Here is a 17,614-nt window from a genome sequence, read left to right on the forward strand (position 1 = left end):
CAGGTAATTCCATATAAGTGGGCGCTTGTCGCAAGCAGGTGGGAATCCGATCATCTTTTATAGCGGGAAAGTCGGCGGCGCTGGTGCTGCCAGCGGAAACACAGCGTTGCCCGCGCCAACCGTCGCGCCAGATCAGCTAGAATTAACGGTCATCTTTTGCAATGAAATCACGGACATGATCGAACTGAATCCCGTCCACGAGCGCATCGTCGATCTCAAGGATCGGCTGGATGCGCTCAGGGGGTATCTTTGACTTCGACATCAAGGTCGAGCGTCTTGAAGAAGTAAACCGGGAGCTGGAAAGCCCCGACGTCTGGAACGATGCCGAACGTGCCCAGGCACTGGGTCGCGAGCGCGCGTCGCTGGACAAGGTTGTCAACGGCATCCGCCGCCTGACCGAGAGCGTGACCGGCGCTGAGGAACTGCTGGAACTGGCGGAGCAGGAACGCGATGACGACACCGCCCAGGCGGTGATTGAGGACATCGAAGCCTGCGCCAGGGATGTCGATGAGCTCGAGTTCCACCGCATGTTCTCCGGGGAGATGGACGACGCCGCCGCATTCGTCGACATCCAGGCCGGCGCCGGCGGTACCGAAGCCCAGGATTGGGCCGAGATCCTGCTGCGCATGTATCTGCGCTGGGCCGAGTCGCGCGGGTGGAAGGCGGAGCTGATGGAGGTCAGCGGCGGCGATGTCGCTGGGGTGAAGTCGGCAACGTTCCGGGTCGAAGGCGACTTCGCCTACGGCTGGCTGAAGACCGAGACCGGCGTGCACCGTCTGGTGCGCAAGTCGCCGTTCGATTCCGACAACCGCCGCCACACCAGCTTTACCTCGGTGTTCGTGTCACCGGAAGTCGATGACAACATCGAGATCGACATCAACCCGGCCGACCTCAAGACCGACGTGTATCGCTCCTCCGGCGCCGGTGGACAGCACGTCAACAAGACCGAGTCGGCGGTGCGCATCACCCACGTGCCCACCGGAACCGTGGCCGCCTGCCAGACCGAGCGCAGCCAGCACGCCAACCGCGACCGCGCAATGAAGATGCTGTCGGCCAAGTTGTACGAGTTGGAAATCCAGAAACGCAATGCGGTACGCGATGCGGTGGAGGCAACCAAGTCCGATATCGGCTGGGGCAGCCAGATCCGCAATTACGTGCTTGACCAGAGCCGGATCAAGGACCTGCGCACCGGCGTGGAACGCAGCGACACCCAGAACGTGCTTGACGGTGACCTGGACGAATTTGTCTCGGCCAGCCTGAAGGCGGGGCTCGAAGTCGGCGCCAAACGCACCGACGCGAGATAGTGCCTGCCTGCAAGCTCCCTTATCCGTGACTTGAAATGACCATGACCGATCCTGCCATGCCGCACGATGGAAACCACCAGTCCGACGAAAGCCGGCCGGACGAGAACAAGTCTGACGAGAACAGGCTCATTGCCGAGCGCCGCGCGAAATTGACCGCGCTACGAGGGCAGGGGATCGCGTTCCCGAACGACTTCCGTCGTGCGGACTATGCCGGCGACCTGCAGGCGGAGTACGCCGATGCCGGGCAATGGACCGCCGAGGCGCTGGAAGCCAAGGCTCATCGCGTCGTCGTTGCCGGCAGGCTGATGCTCAAGCGCGTGATGGGCAAGGCCAGCTTCGTGCAGATCCAGGACGAGTCCGGACGGCTGCAACTGTTTCTGCAAGCCAACACGCTGGGCGATACGTATGCCGCATTCAAGGGCTGGGATGTCGGCGACATCATCGGCGCGCATGGCGTCCTGACCCGTACCCGCACCGGCGAGCTGTCGGTCAAGGTCGACCAGTTGCGCCTGCTGACCAAGTCGTTGCGCCCGCTGCCCGACAAGTTCCATGGCCTGGCCGACGTGGAGCAGCGCTATCGCCAGCGGTATGTCGATCTGATTGTCTCGCCGGAGGCGCGCGAGGTGTTCGTCAAACGCAGCAAGATCATCCGTGCGATGCGCGAGTGGCTCGACAGCCGGCGCTTTCTCGAGGTCGAGACGCCGATGATGCATTACATCCCCGGTGGCGCCACGGCCAAGCCGTTCACGACCCATCACAACGCGCTGGACCTCGACCTGTACCTGCGCGTCGCGCCCGAGTTGTACCTCAAGCGGCTGGTGGTCGGCGGGCTGGAGCGGGTGTACGAGATCAACCGCAATTTCCGCAACGAGGGCGTGTCGACCCGGCACAACCCCGAGTTCACCATGCTCGAGTTGTACGAGGCCTATGCCACCTACAACGAGGTCATGGACCTGACCGAAGCCATGATCCGAGACATTGCCAGTTCCGTTCTGGGAACCACCCAGGTCGACTGGGACGGCCAGTCAATCGACATCGGCCCGGCGTTCCGGCGCTGGACGATGAGCGACGCGGTGCTGGAGCACAATCCCGAGATCAAACGCGAGGAACTGCGTGACATCGACGCCATGCGCGCCCATTGCACGCGGTTGAAAGTCGCAGTGAAACCCGGGTACGGCTGGGGCAAGCTGCTGCTGGAGATCTTCGAGAAGACGGTCGAGCACACGCTGGTCCAGCCGACCTTCATCACTCGGCACCCGGTCGAGGTCAGTCCACTGGCGCGCGCCAGTGATGACGATGCCGGCATGACCGACCGGTTCGAGCTGTTCGTGGGCGGCAAGGAATTGGCGAACGGCTTTTCCGAACTCAACGACCCGGAAGACCAGACCGCGCGCTTCCAGGCGCAGGTCGAGGCGAAGGAGGGCGGTGACGACGAGGCGATGCACTTCGACGCCGACTACATCCGCGCGCTGGAGATCGGCTTGCCGCCCACTGGTGGTCTGGGCGTGGGTATCGACCGGCTGGTGATGTTGTTGACCGGCTCGTCGTCAATCCGCGACGTGTTGTTGTTCCCGTACATGCGGCCGGAGGGGTGATCGGGGGCGAAGCGCCTGTAGGGATGGTGTATTACGCCTTTGGCTAATACACCCTACACACCCGCCTTGTGGGCGGGGTGAGGGGGCGATTCTACTCGGCAGGCTCGTCGCGCAGCTCGCGGCGCAGGATCTTGCCGACGTTGGACTTGGGCAACTCGGTGCGGAACTCGATCACCTTGGGCCGTTTGTACCCGGTCAGGTTCTCGCGTGCGTAGGCGGTGATCTGCTCGGCGGTCAGCGACGGGTCCTTCTTCACCACGACCAGCTTGACGACCTCCCCGGAGTGCTCATCGGGCACGCCGATGGCAGCCACTTCGAGCACGCCGGGCATCATCGCAACCACGTCCTCGATCTCGTTCGGATACACGTTGAAACCCGAAACCAGGATCATGTCTTTCTTGCGGTCGACGATGTAGAAGAACCCCTTCTCGTCCATCTTTGCGATATCGCCGGTATGCAGCCAGCCGTCGGCGTCGAGCACCTTGGCCGTTTCCTCTGGCAGCTGCCAGTAACCCTTCATCACTTGCGGGCCCTTGATACACAACTCGCCGACCTCGCCGGTGGCCAGGGCGTTGCCGTCTTCGTCCTTGATGGATGCGTCGGTGGACGGGATCGGCAGGCCGATCGCGCCGTTGAATTCACTCAGGTCCATCGGATTGATGCAGGCCGCCGGTGAGGTCTCGGTCAACCCGTAGGCTTCGATCAAGGTGCATCCGGTGGTCTTCTTCCAACGCTCGGCGACAGAACGCTGTGCCGCCATGCCGCCAGCAAGGGTGAGGCGAAGCTTGGAGAAATCGACCTCATCGAAACCCGGCGTATTGAGCAATCCGTTGAACAGCGTGTTGACGCCGGTGATGGCGGTAAACGATACCTTCTTGAGCTCCTTGACGAAGCCGGGCATGTCGCGCGGGTTGGTAATCATGTAGTTCAAGCCACCGAACTTCATGAACACCAGTCCGTTCGCCGTCAACGCGAAGATATGGTACAGCGGCAACGCGGTGATGATGACTTCCTGGCCCGGCACCACGTTGGTCCCAACCCACGCGGCGGCCTGCTGCATGTTCGCCACCAGGTTGCGGTGGGTCAGCATTGCGCCCTTGGCCACGCCGGTGGTGCCACCGGTGTATTGCAGGAAGGCGATGTCGCCGGACTGTACTTCGACCTTCGGCAGGGGGTGCTTCTTGCCCAGCTTCAGGGTCGTGGCAAATCGCACCGCGCCGGGGATGTTGAACTCGGGCACCATCTTCTTGATGTACCTGAGCACGAAATTGACCATTACCCCCTTCAGGCCAAGCATGTCGCCCAGCCCGGTGGTGATGACGGTCGTGATTTTGGTGTCGCTCAGCACTTCCTCGACGGTGTCGCCGAAGTTGTCCAGCACCAGCAGCACCGTCGCACCCGAGTCCACCAGCTGATGGCGGAGCTCGCGCGCGGTGTACATGGGGTTGGTATTGACCACGGTCAATCCGGCCCGCAGCACGCCAAAGGTCGCGATCGGGTATTGAAGGCAGTTGGGCATCATGATCGCCACGCGGTCACCCTTCCTGAGCTTCAATTCACCCAGCAGGTAGGCGGCGAACTGTGCACTGAGGGTGTCGATCTCGGCGTAGGTGAGCGTCTTGCCAAAGTTGGCGAACGCGGGGCGATCGCGGAAATTGGCGATGGCGTTATCCAGTACCGCCACGATCGATGGGTATTCGTCAACATCGATCTGCTCGGGAACCCCGGCTGGATACTGGTCAAGCCACGGACGTTCGACACTCATCGCGATCCCCTTGTCTGCACTGCGTTGTTGGTACTGGTCGTCCAAAGATTGGAGCATGACGGGGGTCAAAGTTCCAGCAGCGGTTGAATCTGTTCCAGGTTGGCTTGCAGCTGTTCTTCACGACCGCTTTCGCACAACAGCACGAACACGCGATCCAGCAGGTGCTGCAAGGCCGACTGATAGAGCAGGGGCTGGATGTGCACGCGATCATCGTGCGCAGACACCAGCAGGCTCAGGTCGGCATACGCCCGCAACGGGTTGGAGGTATGCCGGGTTACCGAGATCACGGTGCCCCGGCGCTCACGGAAGCATCGGGCCAGATGGCATAGCGGCGCTGCCTTTCCATGCTCGGAAAGCACCAGCAGCACATCACCGGGTGCGGCCGCGGAAACGCTGGCAGCCATGTGGGCCGGGTCAAAATTATGTACGGCAAGGATCCCCAGCAGGGAGAGCTTGAGGGCGAACGCGCGAGCGCGGATATCGTCGGCGCCCAATCCGATCAGGAACACCTTGCCACCCTCGGCCGCGACCGCTATTGCGGTAGCCACCGCAGCAACCGATTGCGGCGGATTGATCGAGCGGGTTTCCTGCTCCGCTTCGGTCTTGCGCTGCCACAGGTCGCCCGCTGCCGAGCCGTCGGGATCCGCATCGCTCCCCTGGTCGTCAACCTGGTTGTCGCCATTGCTGGCCCGGACGATGGCTTCCCCGACCGAGTACTTCAGGTCCGGATAACCCTTGAACCCCAGTTTCTGGCAAAACTTGACCACGCTGGACTGGCTGATTCCCAGCGCGTTGGCGATCTGCTGGGACGAGTAATCGCGCAGCAGTTGCGCGTTGTCCAGGACAAAGTCGGCGATACGACGCTCGATCGCCGACATCTGGTCGCGCTCGGCACGAATCTTCAGCAGGGCGGACACGGCTCAGGCCGCCACGACATCGCTGCCAATCGGCTCCATTCCGCGGATTTCACGGATCCCCAGCCCGGGTGCATCGGTGATCGATATTTCCGACTCGTTGAAGATCACGCCGCCCTCGACCGGGTTGAACAGGCACAGCGACGGGCCGTCCAGGTCGACCTTGGTGATCACGTCGGCCTTGGCCACGGCAACATGCACCGCCGCCGCCACGCTGATGCTGGTCTCCAACATGCAGCCGATCATGCACTGGATCTGGTGCATCGCGGCGATATCGGCGATGCGGATGGCATTGGAGATGCCGCCGGTCTTCATCAGCTTGATGTTGATGATGTCGGCCGCGCGCATGTTGATCAGCTTGATCACCTCCATCGGCCCGAACACGCTTTCATCGGCCATGATCGGCGTGTGCACGCGTTCGGTGACATAGCGCATCCCCTCCAGGTCGCGAGCCTTGACCGGTTGCTCGACCAGCTCCAGCCGCACGCCCGCATCTTCCAGGCCGCGGATCGCGTACACCGCTTCCTTCGCGGTCCAGCCCTGGTTGGCATCCAGTCGCAGCAGGGCGCGGTTCTCGACCGCCGCGTAGATTGCCTTGATCCGTTCGATATCGACGCCGATGTCCTTGCCAACCTTGATCTTCAACGAGTCGAAACCCCGTTCGACTGCGCTGATGGAATCGGCGACCATCTTGTCGATGGTGTCGACGCTGATGGTGATGTCGGTGGTGATCATCGGGTCGCCGCCGCCGAGCATCTTGTACAGCGGGGCATCGTAGAGCTGGCCGAACAGGTCGTAGATGGCGATCTCCACCGCCGCCTTGGCGCTGGAGTTTTTCTCCATCGCGGTCTGGATCAGGCGGGTGATCCGGTTGAGGTCCGCGATGTCCTCGCCGATCACGCGCGGGGAAATGTAATGGCGGATCGCGTCCACGATCGAGCCGTGCGTGTCGCCGGTGATCACCGCCGTCGCGGGCGCCTCGCCATAGCCGATATGGCCGGTGTCGGTGTGCACCATCACCACGATGTCCTCAACTTGCTCCACGGTGCGCAAGGCGGTCTTGAAGGGGGTTTTCAGCGGTACGCGGAGCATGCCGAACTTTATTTCAGTGATCTTCATGGGGTTCGTGCCCTGGTTCCGGTCAGTGGGATTTCGTTTTCGGCGGCGGCGCCAGCTTGCCGCGCACGTCGTGGGGACGCACGATGCTGGTGATGCGGTCGACGTAGTCCTGGTTTTTGTTGAACATCATCGGCAGCAGCGGGGTTACCGACACGCCGTTGAGGGCCATCGACTGCAATGTGCCGTCGGCGCCCAGGTAGCTGCCGCCGTGAGTGTCATGGATCATGTAGGGCGCGCCGTCGATGCGGCCGATCATCATCATCACGTGGCCGGGGATGTAGACCAGGTCGCCGACCTGCAGTTCCGCCACCGCGGCCATGCGGTCGACGCGGCTGTCATCCTGGTCGAACAGCACGTGATGCAACGCCGGGCTGACGGCTTGCGCGCTGGTATTGCGCGGCATCTGTACTCCCATGCTGCGGTAGATCTCGGACACGAAGCCGCTGCAATCGCGGGTGCCGTAGGCGTGGCCCCAGCCATAGCGCTCACCCAGGAACTTGAATCCCTGCCGCACCAGGTTGGCCTGCGTCAAAGGCAGGTAATCTGCGGCACTGTCGGCGCGTTTTGGCAGCAGTGCAGGGGAGAACGCCAGCGTGCCGTCGGGGTCGCGAACCGGCAGGCGCAGCACATGGGCGGTGTACGGATGCTGGCCATTCACGGGCTGGTCCAGCGGCACATCCGCTACTGGCAAACGAATCCCCATGTCGAGTTGCAGCCCGGAGACCCGCGGCTCCTCGCGGGTGAAAACGGTGTGCTCGGTGCCGCCGGTGATGACCCGGTACCGCGTGTCATCGACATAGCCAAACACGTCCGCGGCACTGCCTTCGGCGACCTGGCGCTTCTCGATCCACGCCGCGTAGCGTGGGCTGACGACGAACAGCCAGTCGCCATCGGCGCTTTGGTGGGCGATAACGACCGGCGTGCCGGGGAACAGCGCGCTCTCCTGCAGACGGTCGATATCGGTATCACCCTGGCGGCTGAACATCCGCTGCGCGGTGGGAAAGCCGCGCAATGCGGCACGATGGACGACCAGTCCATAACGGGTCTGTTGTGATTCCGCGATGGCCTCCAGTGCGAGGTTGTCGACCATCGCCTCCAGCGTCGTGGGGGCAACCGGAGCGCCGTCGACACCCCAGCGGCTCGTGGTGGGAGCGGTCGATATGGCATCGATCCAGCCGCGCACCTTCGCCTGGTCCAGATTCGGGGGCAGGGCGCGCAAATCATGCATCGACGGGTCGAGCTTGAACAAACGATCGTTCTGGGCGCTGATCGCATCGCGTCCCCCCAGTACCCGGTCGGGATGATCCATTCGTGCGACCCAGAATCCGGGGGCCAGGTGGGCGTCCTCAACCCCGATTACACCGTGGGCCGGGATGTCGCCGGTCAGCGGCGCAACCGCTGGCGCGTGAACTTCGCGTGCCGACAACGGGCAAGCAGCAAGCGCGATGGCGACGCCGAGCGCAAGGGAAAGGGACTGCAATCGCATCGTCATACCTTCATGGACTGGTCGGGGTGAATGGGTCGGGATGATCGCGTCAAACACTTATTGTGCACTGCGGAATACATCATTCTTATATCACGATAGTCGAGAATATATTATTGCTAATCGGTGGGGGCCGTGCTAAACAGCTCTCCATGGGGGCCACGGCAGGAGGGGTTCGAGCGATGGGTCAGGTTCTGGACAAATGCGCGTCAACCAGCACGGAGCAAGCCTGTGGGCCGTGGCTGGGAGCCGTGCTGTTCGCTTTGCTGGCGGTGTTGCCCATGTTGGGTGTCGCCGCCGAGGCGCAGGATAAATCGGCATTGCCCGCGGTCATCGCGATGGTCGATGACGGTCACTTCCGCGACGCCGAGGCCGCCATCGTCGCAGCGCTTCGGGACGACTCCCTCGACGCCGGCACCGAGCAGGCGTTGCAATTTGAACGCGAGCGCATGCGTCGCATCCTGATCGACTTCCATCTGCAGGAGGAGCAAGTATTGCAGCGCCTCCGCAAGCAGATACCCGACCTGCAAGCGGATGAATTCGCCGGCTGGAAGCAGGACAACCTGATTGAACACCGCGTCATCGACGCAGAGACCTGGTACTTCGACCGCGCGGTGCCAAACCTGTTCCGGCTCAGTGACCAGGCGGCTGCGCGCCGCGCCAATCCCAAGCCCTTCAGCGAAGGCCCGATGGAATCGGCCAACGCCCATCACGAGGCCATTCGTACCCAGGCGCAGGCCAGCAACCAGACCAGCGTGCTGCCACGCCGGGTACGGGTAACCCAGAAACTGAGCGTGCCCGCCGATACCGTCCCAGCCGGTGAGATGGTTCGTGCCTGGATCCCGTTTCCACGCGCGATTGCCGGTCAGCAGGAAGCCATTGACCTGCTGGACAGTGAGCCCGACGACGCGGTCATCGCTCCCGAGTCGGTTGCCCAACGCACCGTCCATCTGGAAAAGCCCGCACGGGCCGGGGAGTCGACGGATTTCTCGATCAGCTACGAGCTCACCTTGTACGCGCAGTACCACGCGATCGACCCTGACCAGGTCCAGCCAGCGCCTGCAACGACCGAGCTGGCAGCAAACCTGGGTGAGCGCGCCCCGCACATCGTGTTCACCCCCGCCTTGCGCGAGTTCTCGCAGAAGGTCGTTGGCGATGAGACCAACCCGTACCTGATCGCCCGGAAGCTGTTTGCTGCCGTCGACGAGATTCCCTGGGCCGGTGCACGCGAATACTCGACCATTTCCAACATCAGCGATTACGCGCTGCACGCAGGCCATGCCGATTGCGGGCAACAGACGCTGTTGCTGATCACCCTGCTGCGGCTCAACGGGATTCCGGCGCGCTGGCAGTCGGGGATGGTGTTCGAAGGTGGCGAAGGCCCCGACGACGACTACTGGAACCTGCACGACTGGGGCCAGCTGTATCTGGCCCCGTATGGCTGGGTGCCCATGGACGTGACCACGGGGCGGTTGCAGGGAGCCGTCGACGACCAGGGCAACAGCCTGGAGTGGTTCTACCTTGGCGGCCTGGACGCCTACCGCATCGCCTTCAATGATGATTTTGGCGGTGATTTCTATCCCGAAAAACAGTTTTTTCGCTCCGAAACGGTCGACTCACAAAGGGGGGAGGTCGAGTGGAGCGGAGGCAATCTGTACTTCGACCAGTGGGATTACAGCTTTGAGGCACAGCTGCTGCCGCAACCTGATGCAAACCCGTAGATACGCCTGACAAACAACTTTTTGCCGGAGGGGTCATGAATAACAAGAAAGTGTTGCGAACAAGAGTACTGGTAGCCGCGTTGGGTCTTTGCCTGGCGTCATTGGCTCCGGTGGCCATGGCCCAGAGCGTCACCGGTGCCGTCGCGGGTAGTGCAGATGCTGGCACGCAGGTCACTATCACCAACACGTCGACGGGGGCGTCGCGCTCCGCGACGGTGAGCGAAGACGGCAGTTATCGCATCGGCCAATTGTCTCCGGGTCAGTACACCCTGACATCCGGGTCGGGAGCTCCGGTTTCTGTCAGTGTTTCCCTGGGTGGGACCACGACCGTCAATCTGACCAGCGGCGGCGCGGTAAACCTGGCCGCCGTGCAGGTGGTCGGTTCCAGAGTGGTCAACCGCGTGGACGTCAATTCCACCGAGTCCTCCACCAACGTCAACCGCGAGGAGCTTGCGCGGCTGCCGGTGGACCAGAGCCTGGGAGCCGTTGCGCTGTTGGCGCCAGGCGTGGTTTCATCGGGCGCCAGCTTCGGCGGTCTGTCCTTCGGTGGCTCGTCGGTGGCGGAGAACGTCGCCTACATCAACGGGCTGAACGTTACCGATCCCTATCGCCGCCAGGGATTTTCATCCGTCCCCTTCGGGTTCTATGAGGAGTTCCAGGTCAAGACCGGCGGCTATTCGGCGGAATTCGGCCGTAGCACCGGCGGCGTCATCAATGCCGTGACCCGCTCCGGAGGCAACGAGTTCAAGGCTGGCGCCGAGGTGACGATGGAACCGGCGGCCTGGACATCCTCGAAGAAGGACGAGTTCCACAAAAACGGCACCCTCGATGAGCGCGATCGCATGAGCCGCGACGACGGGTCGTTCTACAAGGCCAACGTCTGGGCATCCGGCGCCCTCGTGCAGGACAAGTTGTTCTTCTTCGCGATGTATGAACAGCGCGACAGCAATCCGCGGGACATCGACACGATCGAGTCCTGGTACACCGACAGCAACAACGACTTCTGGGGCGGCAAGCTCGATTGGCAGATCAACGACAATCACTCGCTGGAACTGCTGGCCTTCTCCGACAAGTCCGACTCGGCTACCAGCAAGTATGATTACGACTGGGATAGCGCCACGCGTGGCGCAAAGGTTGGTGAAAGCTATGACGGCTCCGGCGGCGACAACTGGTCGGCGACCTATACCGGGCACTTCGGCCAGAACTTTGTCGCCAAGGCGATGTATGGCGTGAACGAGCGTAGCGCCACCGGCGGCAGTCCATGGGACGGGGGCTGCAGCATCGTTGACCGAACTGGCGAATACACCGAGATATTCGGGCCGGAGACCACGCGGGAAGGCTGTCACCCGAGCAACAGCAGCATCAGTAGCCGGTTTGACAAGCGCGAGGCAGCGCGCCTGGACTTCGAGTGGACGATGGGCGACCACCTGCTGCGCTTCGGCGTCGACCAGGAAATCTCGGATTCCAACAGTTCCAGGGTATATCCGGGTGACGGCGTAAGTTACATAGTGAACGGCGCCAAAACACCACCGCCGGATGCAAATGGGGTTCCCGCTACAAGCAACGGCCAGCTTCCGAACGGCACGACGATTCCGCTCGACATGCATGCCTATGTCGACGCCCGCCACTACATCACCGGCGCCCCGGTCTCGACCAAGGTGCAGGCGATCTACGTGGAAGACAACTGGAATGTCACCTCCAACCTGCTGCTGAACATCGGTGTGCGCGCCGACAAGTTCGAGAACACGCTGGCTTCGGGCGCGACCTTCGCCAAGGCCGATTTCAGCGACATGATCTCGCCACGCCTGGGCTTCAGCTGGGACGTCCAGGGCGACGGCAGGACCAAGGTGTTCGGTAACGCGGGCCGCTACTACACCCCACTTACCAACAAGCTCACCGACTATTTCGGCGGCGGAACCACCGATGAGCATACGTACTACGAGTTCGGTGGATGGGTCGAACGTACCGACCCGGTCACCGGTGGCACCTATCTGGCCCCGGAGCTTGGCGCCCAGCTCGGTGCGGTCAACACTACGGGCAACGTTCCCGCGCCCGATGACGTCCGCACGGCAGTCAGCCGCGACCTGAAGCAGGTATTCCAGGACGAGTTCATCCTGGGCTTCCAGCAGGCGATCGACAACGCTTGGTCGTATGGCGTCAGCGCCACTTACCGCGAGATGACCCGCGCCGTGGAAGACGCGCGCATCAATCATGTAGAAGGATGCCCGTGGTATTCCGGTGACTGGCCCATCATCAACCCCGGCGAAAGCAATACCCTGTGGTGCCCGGACACGGAGGAGTGGGTTGAATTTGACAGTTCCAAGGACGGCTACATGGCGCTCGGCAGCGGCGCCATCATGGGATACAGCAAGCCCAAGCGCACCTACAAGGCCCTTGAATTCCAGTTGGACCGCGCCTGGGATGACAAGTGGGCATTCAACGCCAGCTACCTGTGGTCCAAGTCCGAGGGCAACATCGAAGGGCCGGTCAACTCGGACACCGGCTACAATGACACCAACCTGGTGCAGTACTTCGACCACCCGGCCGTCAACGAGCGTTACGGCGTCCTGTTCAACGACTCCCGTCACCAGATCAAACTGCGCGGCAGCTACAAGCTCAATGAGATGTGGAGCTTTGGCGGCACACTGTCCTCACGGTCCGGCGGTCCGATCACCGCTTTCGGCGTGAGCTGGCCCAACGATGATCGCAGTGCCGGCGGGCCCGGTGAGTACAGCGGCGGCGGTTCCGGCTGGCTGTGCGTGGCGAACTGTGACAACTGGGAGACGCGGGAACTGGTCTTCACCGAGCAGGGTGCATTCGGCCGCATGCCCTGGGTCACCAACCTGGGTGCCAGCGTGACCTGGACGCTGCCGTCGGCAAGCATGGACCTGAAGGCACGCCTCTCCGTCTTCAACCTGTTGAACAGCCAGACCGCAACCCGGGTGCATTCCCGTTACGAAAGCACCCCGGGCAACGAAATGCCGTACTTCGGGGAAGCGCTTGGCTGGCAGTCGCCGCGTTACGCGCAGTTGGTCGTGACCTACACATTCTGAGTCACGCCCCAATCGGCGGCCCGCTTGTCGGGCCGCCATCCGGTCAAGGCCACCAATTATTTCGCCATGCTTACGGACAAGTGAGCATCGGCAAACGCCCGGCCGAGGCCGGAAGGAAGATATGAATACTCGCATTGGCATAGTTTGCGCGGCGCTGGCCGTCTCACTTGCGGGCTGCGCTCAGCAGCCCGTCTTTACCGCGCCACCCAGTCCGCTGACCATCGATACCCACGTAGATATCCCGCTGGACTACATGCGCGACCCGCGCTTCGACGTCGGCACCGACACCGAGCTGCGGGTCGACCTGGGCAAGATGGAACGTGGCGGCCTGGATGCGGCGTTCTTCGTTATCTATACCGAGCAGGGGCCATTGACCGACGCCGGCTATGCCGACGCGATGGCGCAGGCGGAGCGCAAGTACTCGGCGATCGAGATGATGCTGGAGCGGTATCCCGACCGCATCGCCTTGGCGACCACGCCCGAACAGGTGCGCCAGCACAAGGCCGACGGACTGCTGTCGGCGATGATCGGCATCGAGAATGGCTACTCGTTGGGTGAGGAGCTCGACAACCTCGACGCAGCGTATGCACGTGGTGCGCGTTATCTCGGTTTGACCCACGTCGGCCACAACGCCATCTGTACCAGTTCCAGTGGGCGTCCGGAGTTCGGCGATGCGCCGCCCGGGGACGTGGGTTTGAGCACCTTCGGGCGCTCGGTGGTGCAACGCGCCAACCAGTTGGGGATCATGGTCGATGTTTCCCACACCTCGGATGCCTGCGTGCGTGACGTGCTGGCGGCATCGACCGCGCCGGTGATTGCATCCCACTCCGCAGTCAACGCGCTGACCGACAACCCGCGCAACCTGGACGATGCCCAGTTGCTGGCGATCGCCGACCATGACGGCGTCGCCGACATCGTTGCCTACACCTACTTCCTGAAGTCCGACCCCGCACGCGAGGAGGCCGAGGACGCACTCCAGGCGGAAGTTGCCAAGCAGGCCGGCGCGGCGGAGTTCGACAGTGAGCTGCACGAATCCCTGCCCGCGTACATGGCCGGCATCCAACGTATCAAAGAGCAATTCCCGATAGCCGACCTCGACGATTACCTGGATCACATCCAGCACGCCGTCCAGGTCGCCGGCATCGACCACGTCGGACTGGCCTCCGACTTTGATGGTGGTGGCGGCATCACCGGGTGGAACGACGCCTCGGAGACCGCGAACGTAACGGAAGGGTTGCGTCGTCGTGGATTCACCGACGCGCAGGTTGCCAAACTCTGGGGCGGCAACCTGTTGCGGGTCTGGAGCGATGTCGAGCAGGTTGCGCAGCGGATGAAGGCCACGGATGACTGAGTCCGTGCGTCATTCGCGATCGTGGGCGAGGGCGTTGTCGGCTGTGGCACTAGTGGTGGCTGCAGCATCGCCGGCCGCCGCTGCCACGGACGACTCGCAGCCGGCGTTCGACCGCGTATTTGATGCCGTGATGGATCGGTACCAGTTGCCGGGGATCGCGGTGGGTGTCATTGAAGACGGCCAGGTCGTCTACATGCGCACCGCCGGCGAGCTGGCCGAAGGCTCCGGCCAACCGGTCACGCCCGACACGCTGTTCAAGATCGCCTCCAACACCAAGGCGATGACCGCCAGCGTGTTGGCGCGGCTGGTCGATGCCGGCAAGCTGCGCTGGGACGACCCGGTGGTCAAGCACCTGCCGCAGTTCCGCATGCACGACCCGTGGGTCACCCAACACATGCTGGTCCGCGACCTGCTGGTTCACAACAGCGGCCTGCCCGAGGGCGGCGGCGACCTGATGCTGTGGCCGCAGCCGAACCAGTTCGATCGCGACGACATCATCAATGGGCTGGCCCATATCAAGCCCGCCTACGGATTCCGCTCGGGCTATGCCTACGACAACCTGCTGTATGTCGTCGCCGGTGAAGTGGCGGCCGCGGTGGGTGGTGCGTCTTATGAGGAGTTGGTCCGGCGCGAGGTGTTCAAGCCGCTCGGACTGGACCGCTGCATGGTCGGCGAGATCGATCGCGCGGCGGTCGGCAATATCGCCCAGCCACATCGCCGGGAGGACGGCCGCAACGTTCCAGCCACGGTCGACGACGAGATCATCCCGGCGATCACGTCGGCGGCCGCTGGCGGCATCCGCTGCAGTGTCGGCGACATGCTCGACTGGGCACGGAACTGGCTGGTGCCGACCGAACAGCAGCTGCAATGGTTGTCGCCGGAGCAGCGCAAGGCGATGTGGACAGCGCGCACGCCGATGCCGATCTCACAGCGCAGCCGCGACTGGAACAACACCCATGCCTACGCCTACGCGTTCGGTTTCCGCCTGGCCGATGTCGACGGCGCCTGGACGGTCTCGCATACAGGAACGCTGTCGGGCATGTACTCGGTGATGACCCTGTTGCCGGATTCGGATTCCGGCTTCGTGGTGTTGATGAACGGTAATGCCGGCGAGGCCCGGACGGTGATCAACCAAGTGCTGCTGAAGCACTTCACGGCTCCGCAAGAGACTCTTGCGGTCGCTGACTATGCGGCGCGCATCGCCAACCAACCGGCGTCGGCCGGCGATTCACAGATGCCTGACACCTCCGCCCGTGTCCCGGCCACGGCCGCGGCGCTTTCCAACCAGTTGGGCCGTTACACCGATCCCTGGTTCGGCGAGGTGGCGGTATGCAAGGGTGAGGGTGACGTGCGCTTCACCGCGGTCAAGTCGCCGCGCTTGCGCGGGCAGGTGATGGAAGTGGAGGGGCGACTGCTGGTCGATTGGGACGGTCCGGGCCTGGATGAAGCCTGGCTCGACTTCGCCGATGCAGGTGCGTCGCCCGCGCTCTCGATGGCCAAGGTAGATCCGAATGCCGATTTCAGTTCCGACTATGAGGACCTCGCTTTTGAACGCACCGGTGATTGTGACTAGAACGCTACTGCGACTCGCCGCCGCGGCCTTGGTGGCGACGCTCGTTGGCGCCTGCGCGTCGACCGCTTCAACCACCGCTTCAAACGCGTCGACGCCGCAGCTGTCACCGGCGCAGACCCACGCCGAAGCCGGTCTGGTTGACATCCGCAGCCTCGTCCCCGACATGGTCCAGGAAATCCGCTACGCCGGCAGTGAGAACTTCGTCGGCGTGCCGATCGATGGTTACGAGGCCCCGCGCTGCTATCTGCTGGAACCTGTCGCCGAGGCCTTGCAAAAGGTCGAGCAGGACCTGCGCCAACAGGACCTGCGCCTGAAGATCTTTGACTGCTACCGGCCCACCCGCGCCGTCGCGCACTTCGTCCGCTGGGCCAACGACCCCGACGACGTGCGCAACAAGGCCGACTACTACCCCGACATGGACAAGCCCAACCTGCTGAACGGCTACATCGCCGCGGTGTCCGGCCACAGCCGCGGCGCAACGGTCGACCTGACCTTGCTGCAATGCGAGACCTGCGAACCGCTCGACATGGGTACCGGTTTCGACTTCTTCGGCCCGATCGCCAACACCGACTCGTCGTTGGCGACACCGGCCCAGCGCGCCAATCGCGAACGCCTGCGTGAGGCGATGGAGCGCCACGGGTTCGCCAACTATCCGATGGAGTGGTGGCACTACACGCTGCGACCGGAGCCGAGCCCGACGCTCATGTTTGACGTACCCGTGTCCCAACCCACGGCCGACCAGTTGATGGGTCGCTATGACGGCGACGTGCCCGGCGCATCGCTGCTGGTAATCAAGGATGGCCAGCCGGTGGTGCGACGCGGCTACGGCCTGTCCGATCTCGAGAGCGGCACCGAGGCCGGCCCGACGACCAACTACCGGCTGGCATCCGTCAGCAAGCAGTTCACCGCCGCCGCGATCCTGCTGCTGGCCGAGGACGGCACGCTCGACCTCGACGACCCGTTGCGGCAGTGGCTGCCGTCGCTGCCGGATGCCGCCGACGGCATCACCCTGCATCACGTGCTCAGCCACACCTCCGGATTGATCGACTACGAAGACCTGCTTCATGACGGCATGATCCCGGAAAACACGACCGGGCAAGTCCATGACGCCGACGTGCTGCACCTGCTCGAAGGCCAGGACCAGACCTACTTCGAGCCCGGCACCGACTACCGCTACAGCAACAGCGGCTACGCCTTGCTGGCGTTGATCGTGGAGCGCGCTTCCGGCCTGGACTACCCCGCGTTCCTGCGCGAGCGGATCTTCCTGCCGCTGGGCATGCACGACACCCTGGCCTACGTGCAGGGCGGCCCGGAAGTCCCCAACCGCGCCTTCGGGTACAGCCAGGTCGACGGCCAGTGGACGCGTACCGACCAGAGCCAGACCAGCGCGGTGCTCGGCGACGGCGGCATCTACTCGTCGATCGACGACCTCGCCAAGTGGGACGCCGCGCTGTACGACGACCGCCTGCTCAGCGACGAGTCGCGCCGCCTCGCATTCACCGCGGCGACCCCGACCGATGATCCCGCAGTTGAATACGGCTACGGCTGGCGCATCACCGACGACAGCCTGTGGCATTCCGGGGAGACCATGGGCTTCCGCAACGTGATCGTGCGTTACCCACAGCAGCGGCTGACGGTGGTGTTGCTCAGCAACCGCAATGATCCCGAACCGTATTCGACCGCGCTGGAAATTGCCGAGCTGTTCAAGCGATAAGCAAAAAAAAGCGGCCGAAGCC

Annotated in this window: 12 protein-coding genes; 8 read left to right on the forward strand and 4 right to left on the reverse strand. The window is 63.2% G+C overall.

Annotated features, from left to right (window positions below):
* Window positions 1-25 precede the first annotated feature (25 nt).
* The 3 genes from ACW7G6_RS03035 to lysS all read left to right on the forward strand — a co-directional run bounded on the left by ACW7G6_RS03035 (window position 26) and on the right by lysS (window position 2,899).
* Complete coding sequence (locus tag ACW7G6_RS03035; protein WP_456979912.1) at window positions 26-253, forward strand: hypothetical protein; 228 nt, start codon at window positions 26-28, stop codon at window positions 251-253.
* Window positions 176-1,304, forward strand: a protein-coding gene (gene prfB / locus ACW7G6_RS03040; protein WP_456979398.1) for a peptide chain release factor 2 whose coding sequence is annotated in 2 segments (ribosomal slippage) — window positions 176-250 and window positions 252-1,304 — 1,128 coding nt in all. Because the reading frame shifts where the segments join, the coding sequence is not laid out codon by codon here. Before ACW7G6_RS03035 ends, prfB begins: the two co-directional genes overlap by 78 nt.
* Before the next feature lie 56 nt (window positions 1,305-1,360).
* Window positions 1,361-2,899 carry a lysine--tRNA ligase gene (gene lysS, locus ACW7G6_RS03045; protein ID WP_456979885.1) on the forward strand — a complete coding sequence of 513 codons (1,539 nt, stop codon included), beginning with the start codon at window positions 1,361-1,363 and terminating at the stop codon, window positions 2,897-2,899.
* Between the two features lie 91 nt (window positions 2,900-2,990).
* On the opposite strand, the gene ACW7G6_RS03050 is transcribed toward lysS, so the two are convergent.
* The 4 genes from ACW7G6_RS03050 to ACW7G6_RS03065 all read right to left on the reverse strand — a co-directional run bounded on the left by ACW7G6_RS03050 (window position 2,991) and on the right by ACW7G6_RS03065 (window position 8,183).
* A complete protein-coding gene (locus ACW7G6_RS03050; protein ID WP_456979886.1) occupies window positions 2,991-4,664 on the reverse strand; it encodes a long-chain fatty acid--CoA ligase in 1,674 nt (557 codons plus the stop codon).
* A 65-nt stretch (window positions 4,665-4,729) separates the two neighbouring features.
* The gene (locus ACW7G6_RS03055) at window positions 4,730-5,581 is read right to left on the reverse strand and encodes a MurR/RpiR family transcriptional regulator (protein WP_456979399.1); all 852 of its coding nucleotides are present in this window, start codon (window positions 5,579-5,581) and stop codon (window positions 4,730-4,732) included.
* Between the two features lie 3 nt (window positions 5,582-5,584).
* Window positions 5,585-6,697 (reverse strand): dipeptide epimerase, encoded by a 1,113-nt coding sequence (locus ACW7G6_RS03060; RefSeq protein ID WP_456979400.1) that lies wholly within the window; start codon window positions 6,695-6,697, stop codon window positions 5,585-5,587.
* Window positions 6,698-6,719: 22 nt separating this feature from the next.
* Window positions 6,720-8,183: a C40 family peptidase gene (locus ACW7G6_RS03065; RefSeq protein WP_456979401.1), complete on the reverse strand. Its 1,464-nt coding sequence runs from the start codon at window positions 8,181-8,183 to the stop codon at window positions 6,720-6,722.
* A 179-nt stretch (window positions 8,184-8,362) separates the two neighbouring features.
* Between ACW7G6_RS03065 and ACW7G6_RS03070 the strand changes: the two genes are divergently transcribed.
* The 5 genes from ACW7G6_RS03070 (at window position 8,363) to ACW7G6_RS03090 (ending at window position 17,592) form a co-directional block, all read left to right on the forward strand.
* Window positions 8,363-9,901 carry a transglutaminase-like domain-containing protein gene (locus tag ACW7G6_RS03070; RefSeq protein WP_456979402.1) on the forward strand — a complete coding sequence of 513 codons (1,539 nt, stop codon included), beginning with the start codon at window positions 8,363-8,365 and terminating at the stop codon, window positions 9,899-9,901.
* A 35-nt stretch (window positions 9,902-9,936) separates the two neighbouring features.
* Window positions 9,937-12,954 carry a TonB-dependent receptor gene (locus ACW7G6_RS03075; RefSeq protein ID WP_456979403.1) on the forward strand — a complete coding sequence of 1,006 codons (3,018 nt, stop codon included), beginning with the start codon at window positions 9,937-9,939 and terminating at the stop codon, window positions 12,952-12,954.
* Window positions 12,955-13,075: 121 nt separating this feature from the next.
* Entirely contained in the window at window positions 13,076-14,305 is a 1,230-nt protein-coding gene (locus ACW7G6_RS03080; RefSeq protein WP_456979404.1) for a dipeptidase, read from the forward strand.
* Window positions 14,298-15,878 carry a serine hydrolase domain-containing protein gene (locus ACW7G6_RS03085; protein WP_456979405.1) on the forward strand — a complete coding sequence of 527 codons (1,581 nt, stop codon included), beginning with the start codon at window positions 14,298-14,300 and terminating at the stop codon, window positions 15,876-15,878. The genes ACW7G6_RS03080 and ACW7G6_RS03085 overlap by 8 nt, the downstream gene beginning before the upstream one ends.
* Complete coding sequence (locus ACW7G6_RS03090) at window positions 15,838-17,592, forward strand: serine hydrolase (protein ID WP_456979406.1); 1,755 nt, start codon at window positions 15,838-15,840, stop codon at window positions 17,590-17,592. The genes ACW7G6_RS03085 and ACW7G6_RS03090 overlap by 41 nt, the downstream gene beginning before the upstream one ends.
* The last annotated feature ends 22 nt before the right edge of the window (window positions 17,593-17,614 follow it).

This window comes from Lysobacter sp. A421 (genome assembly GCF_054052145.1).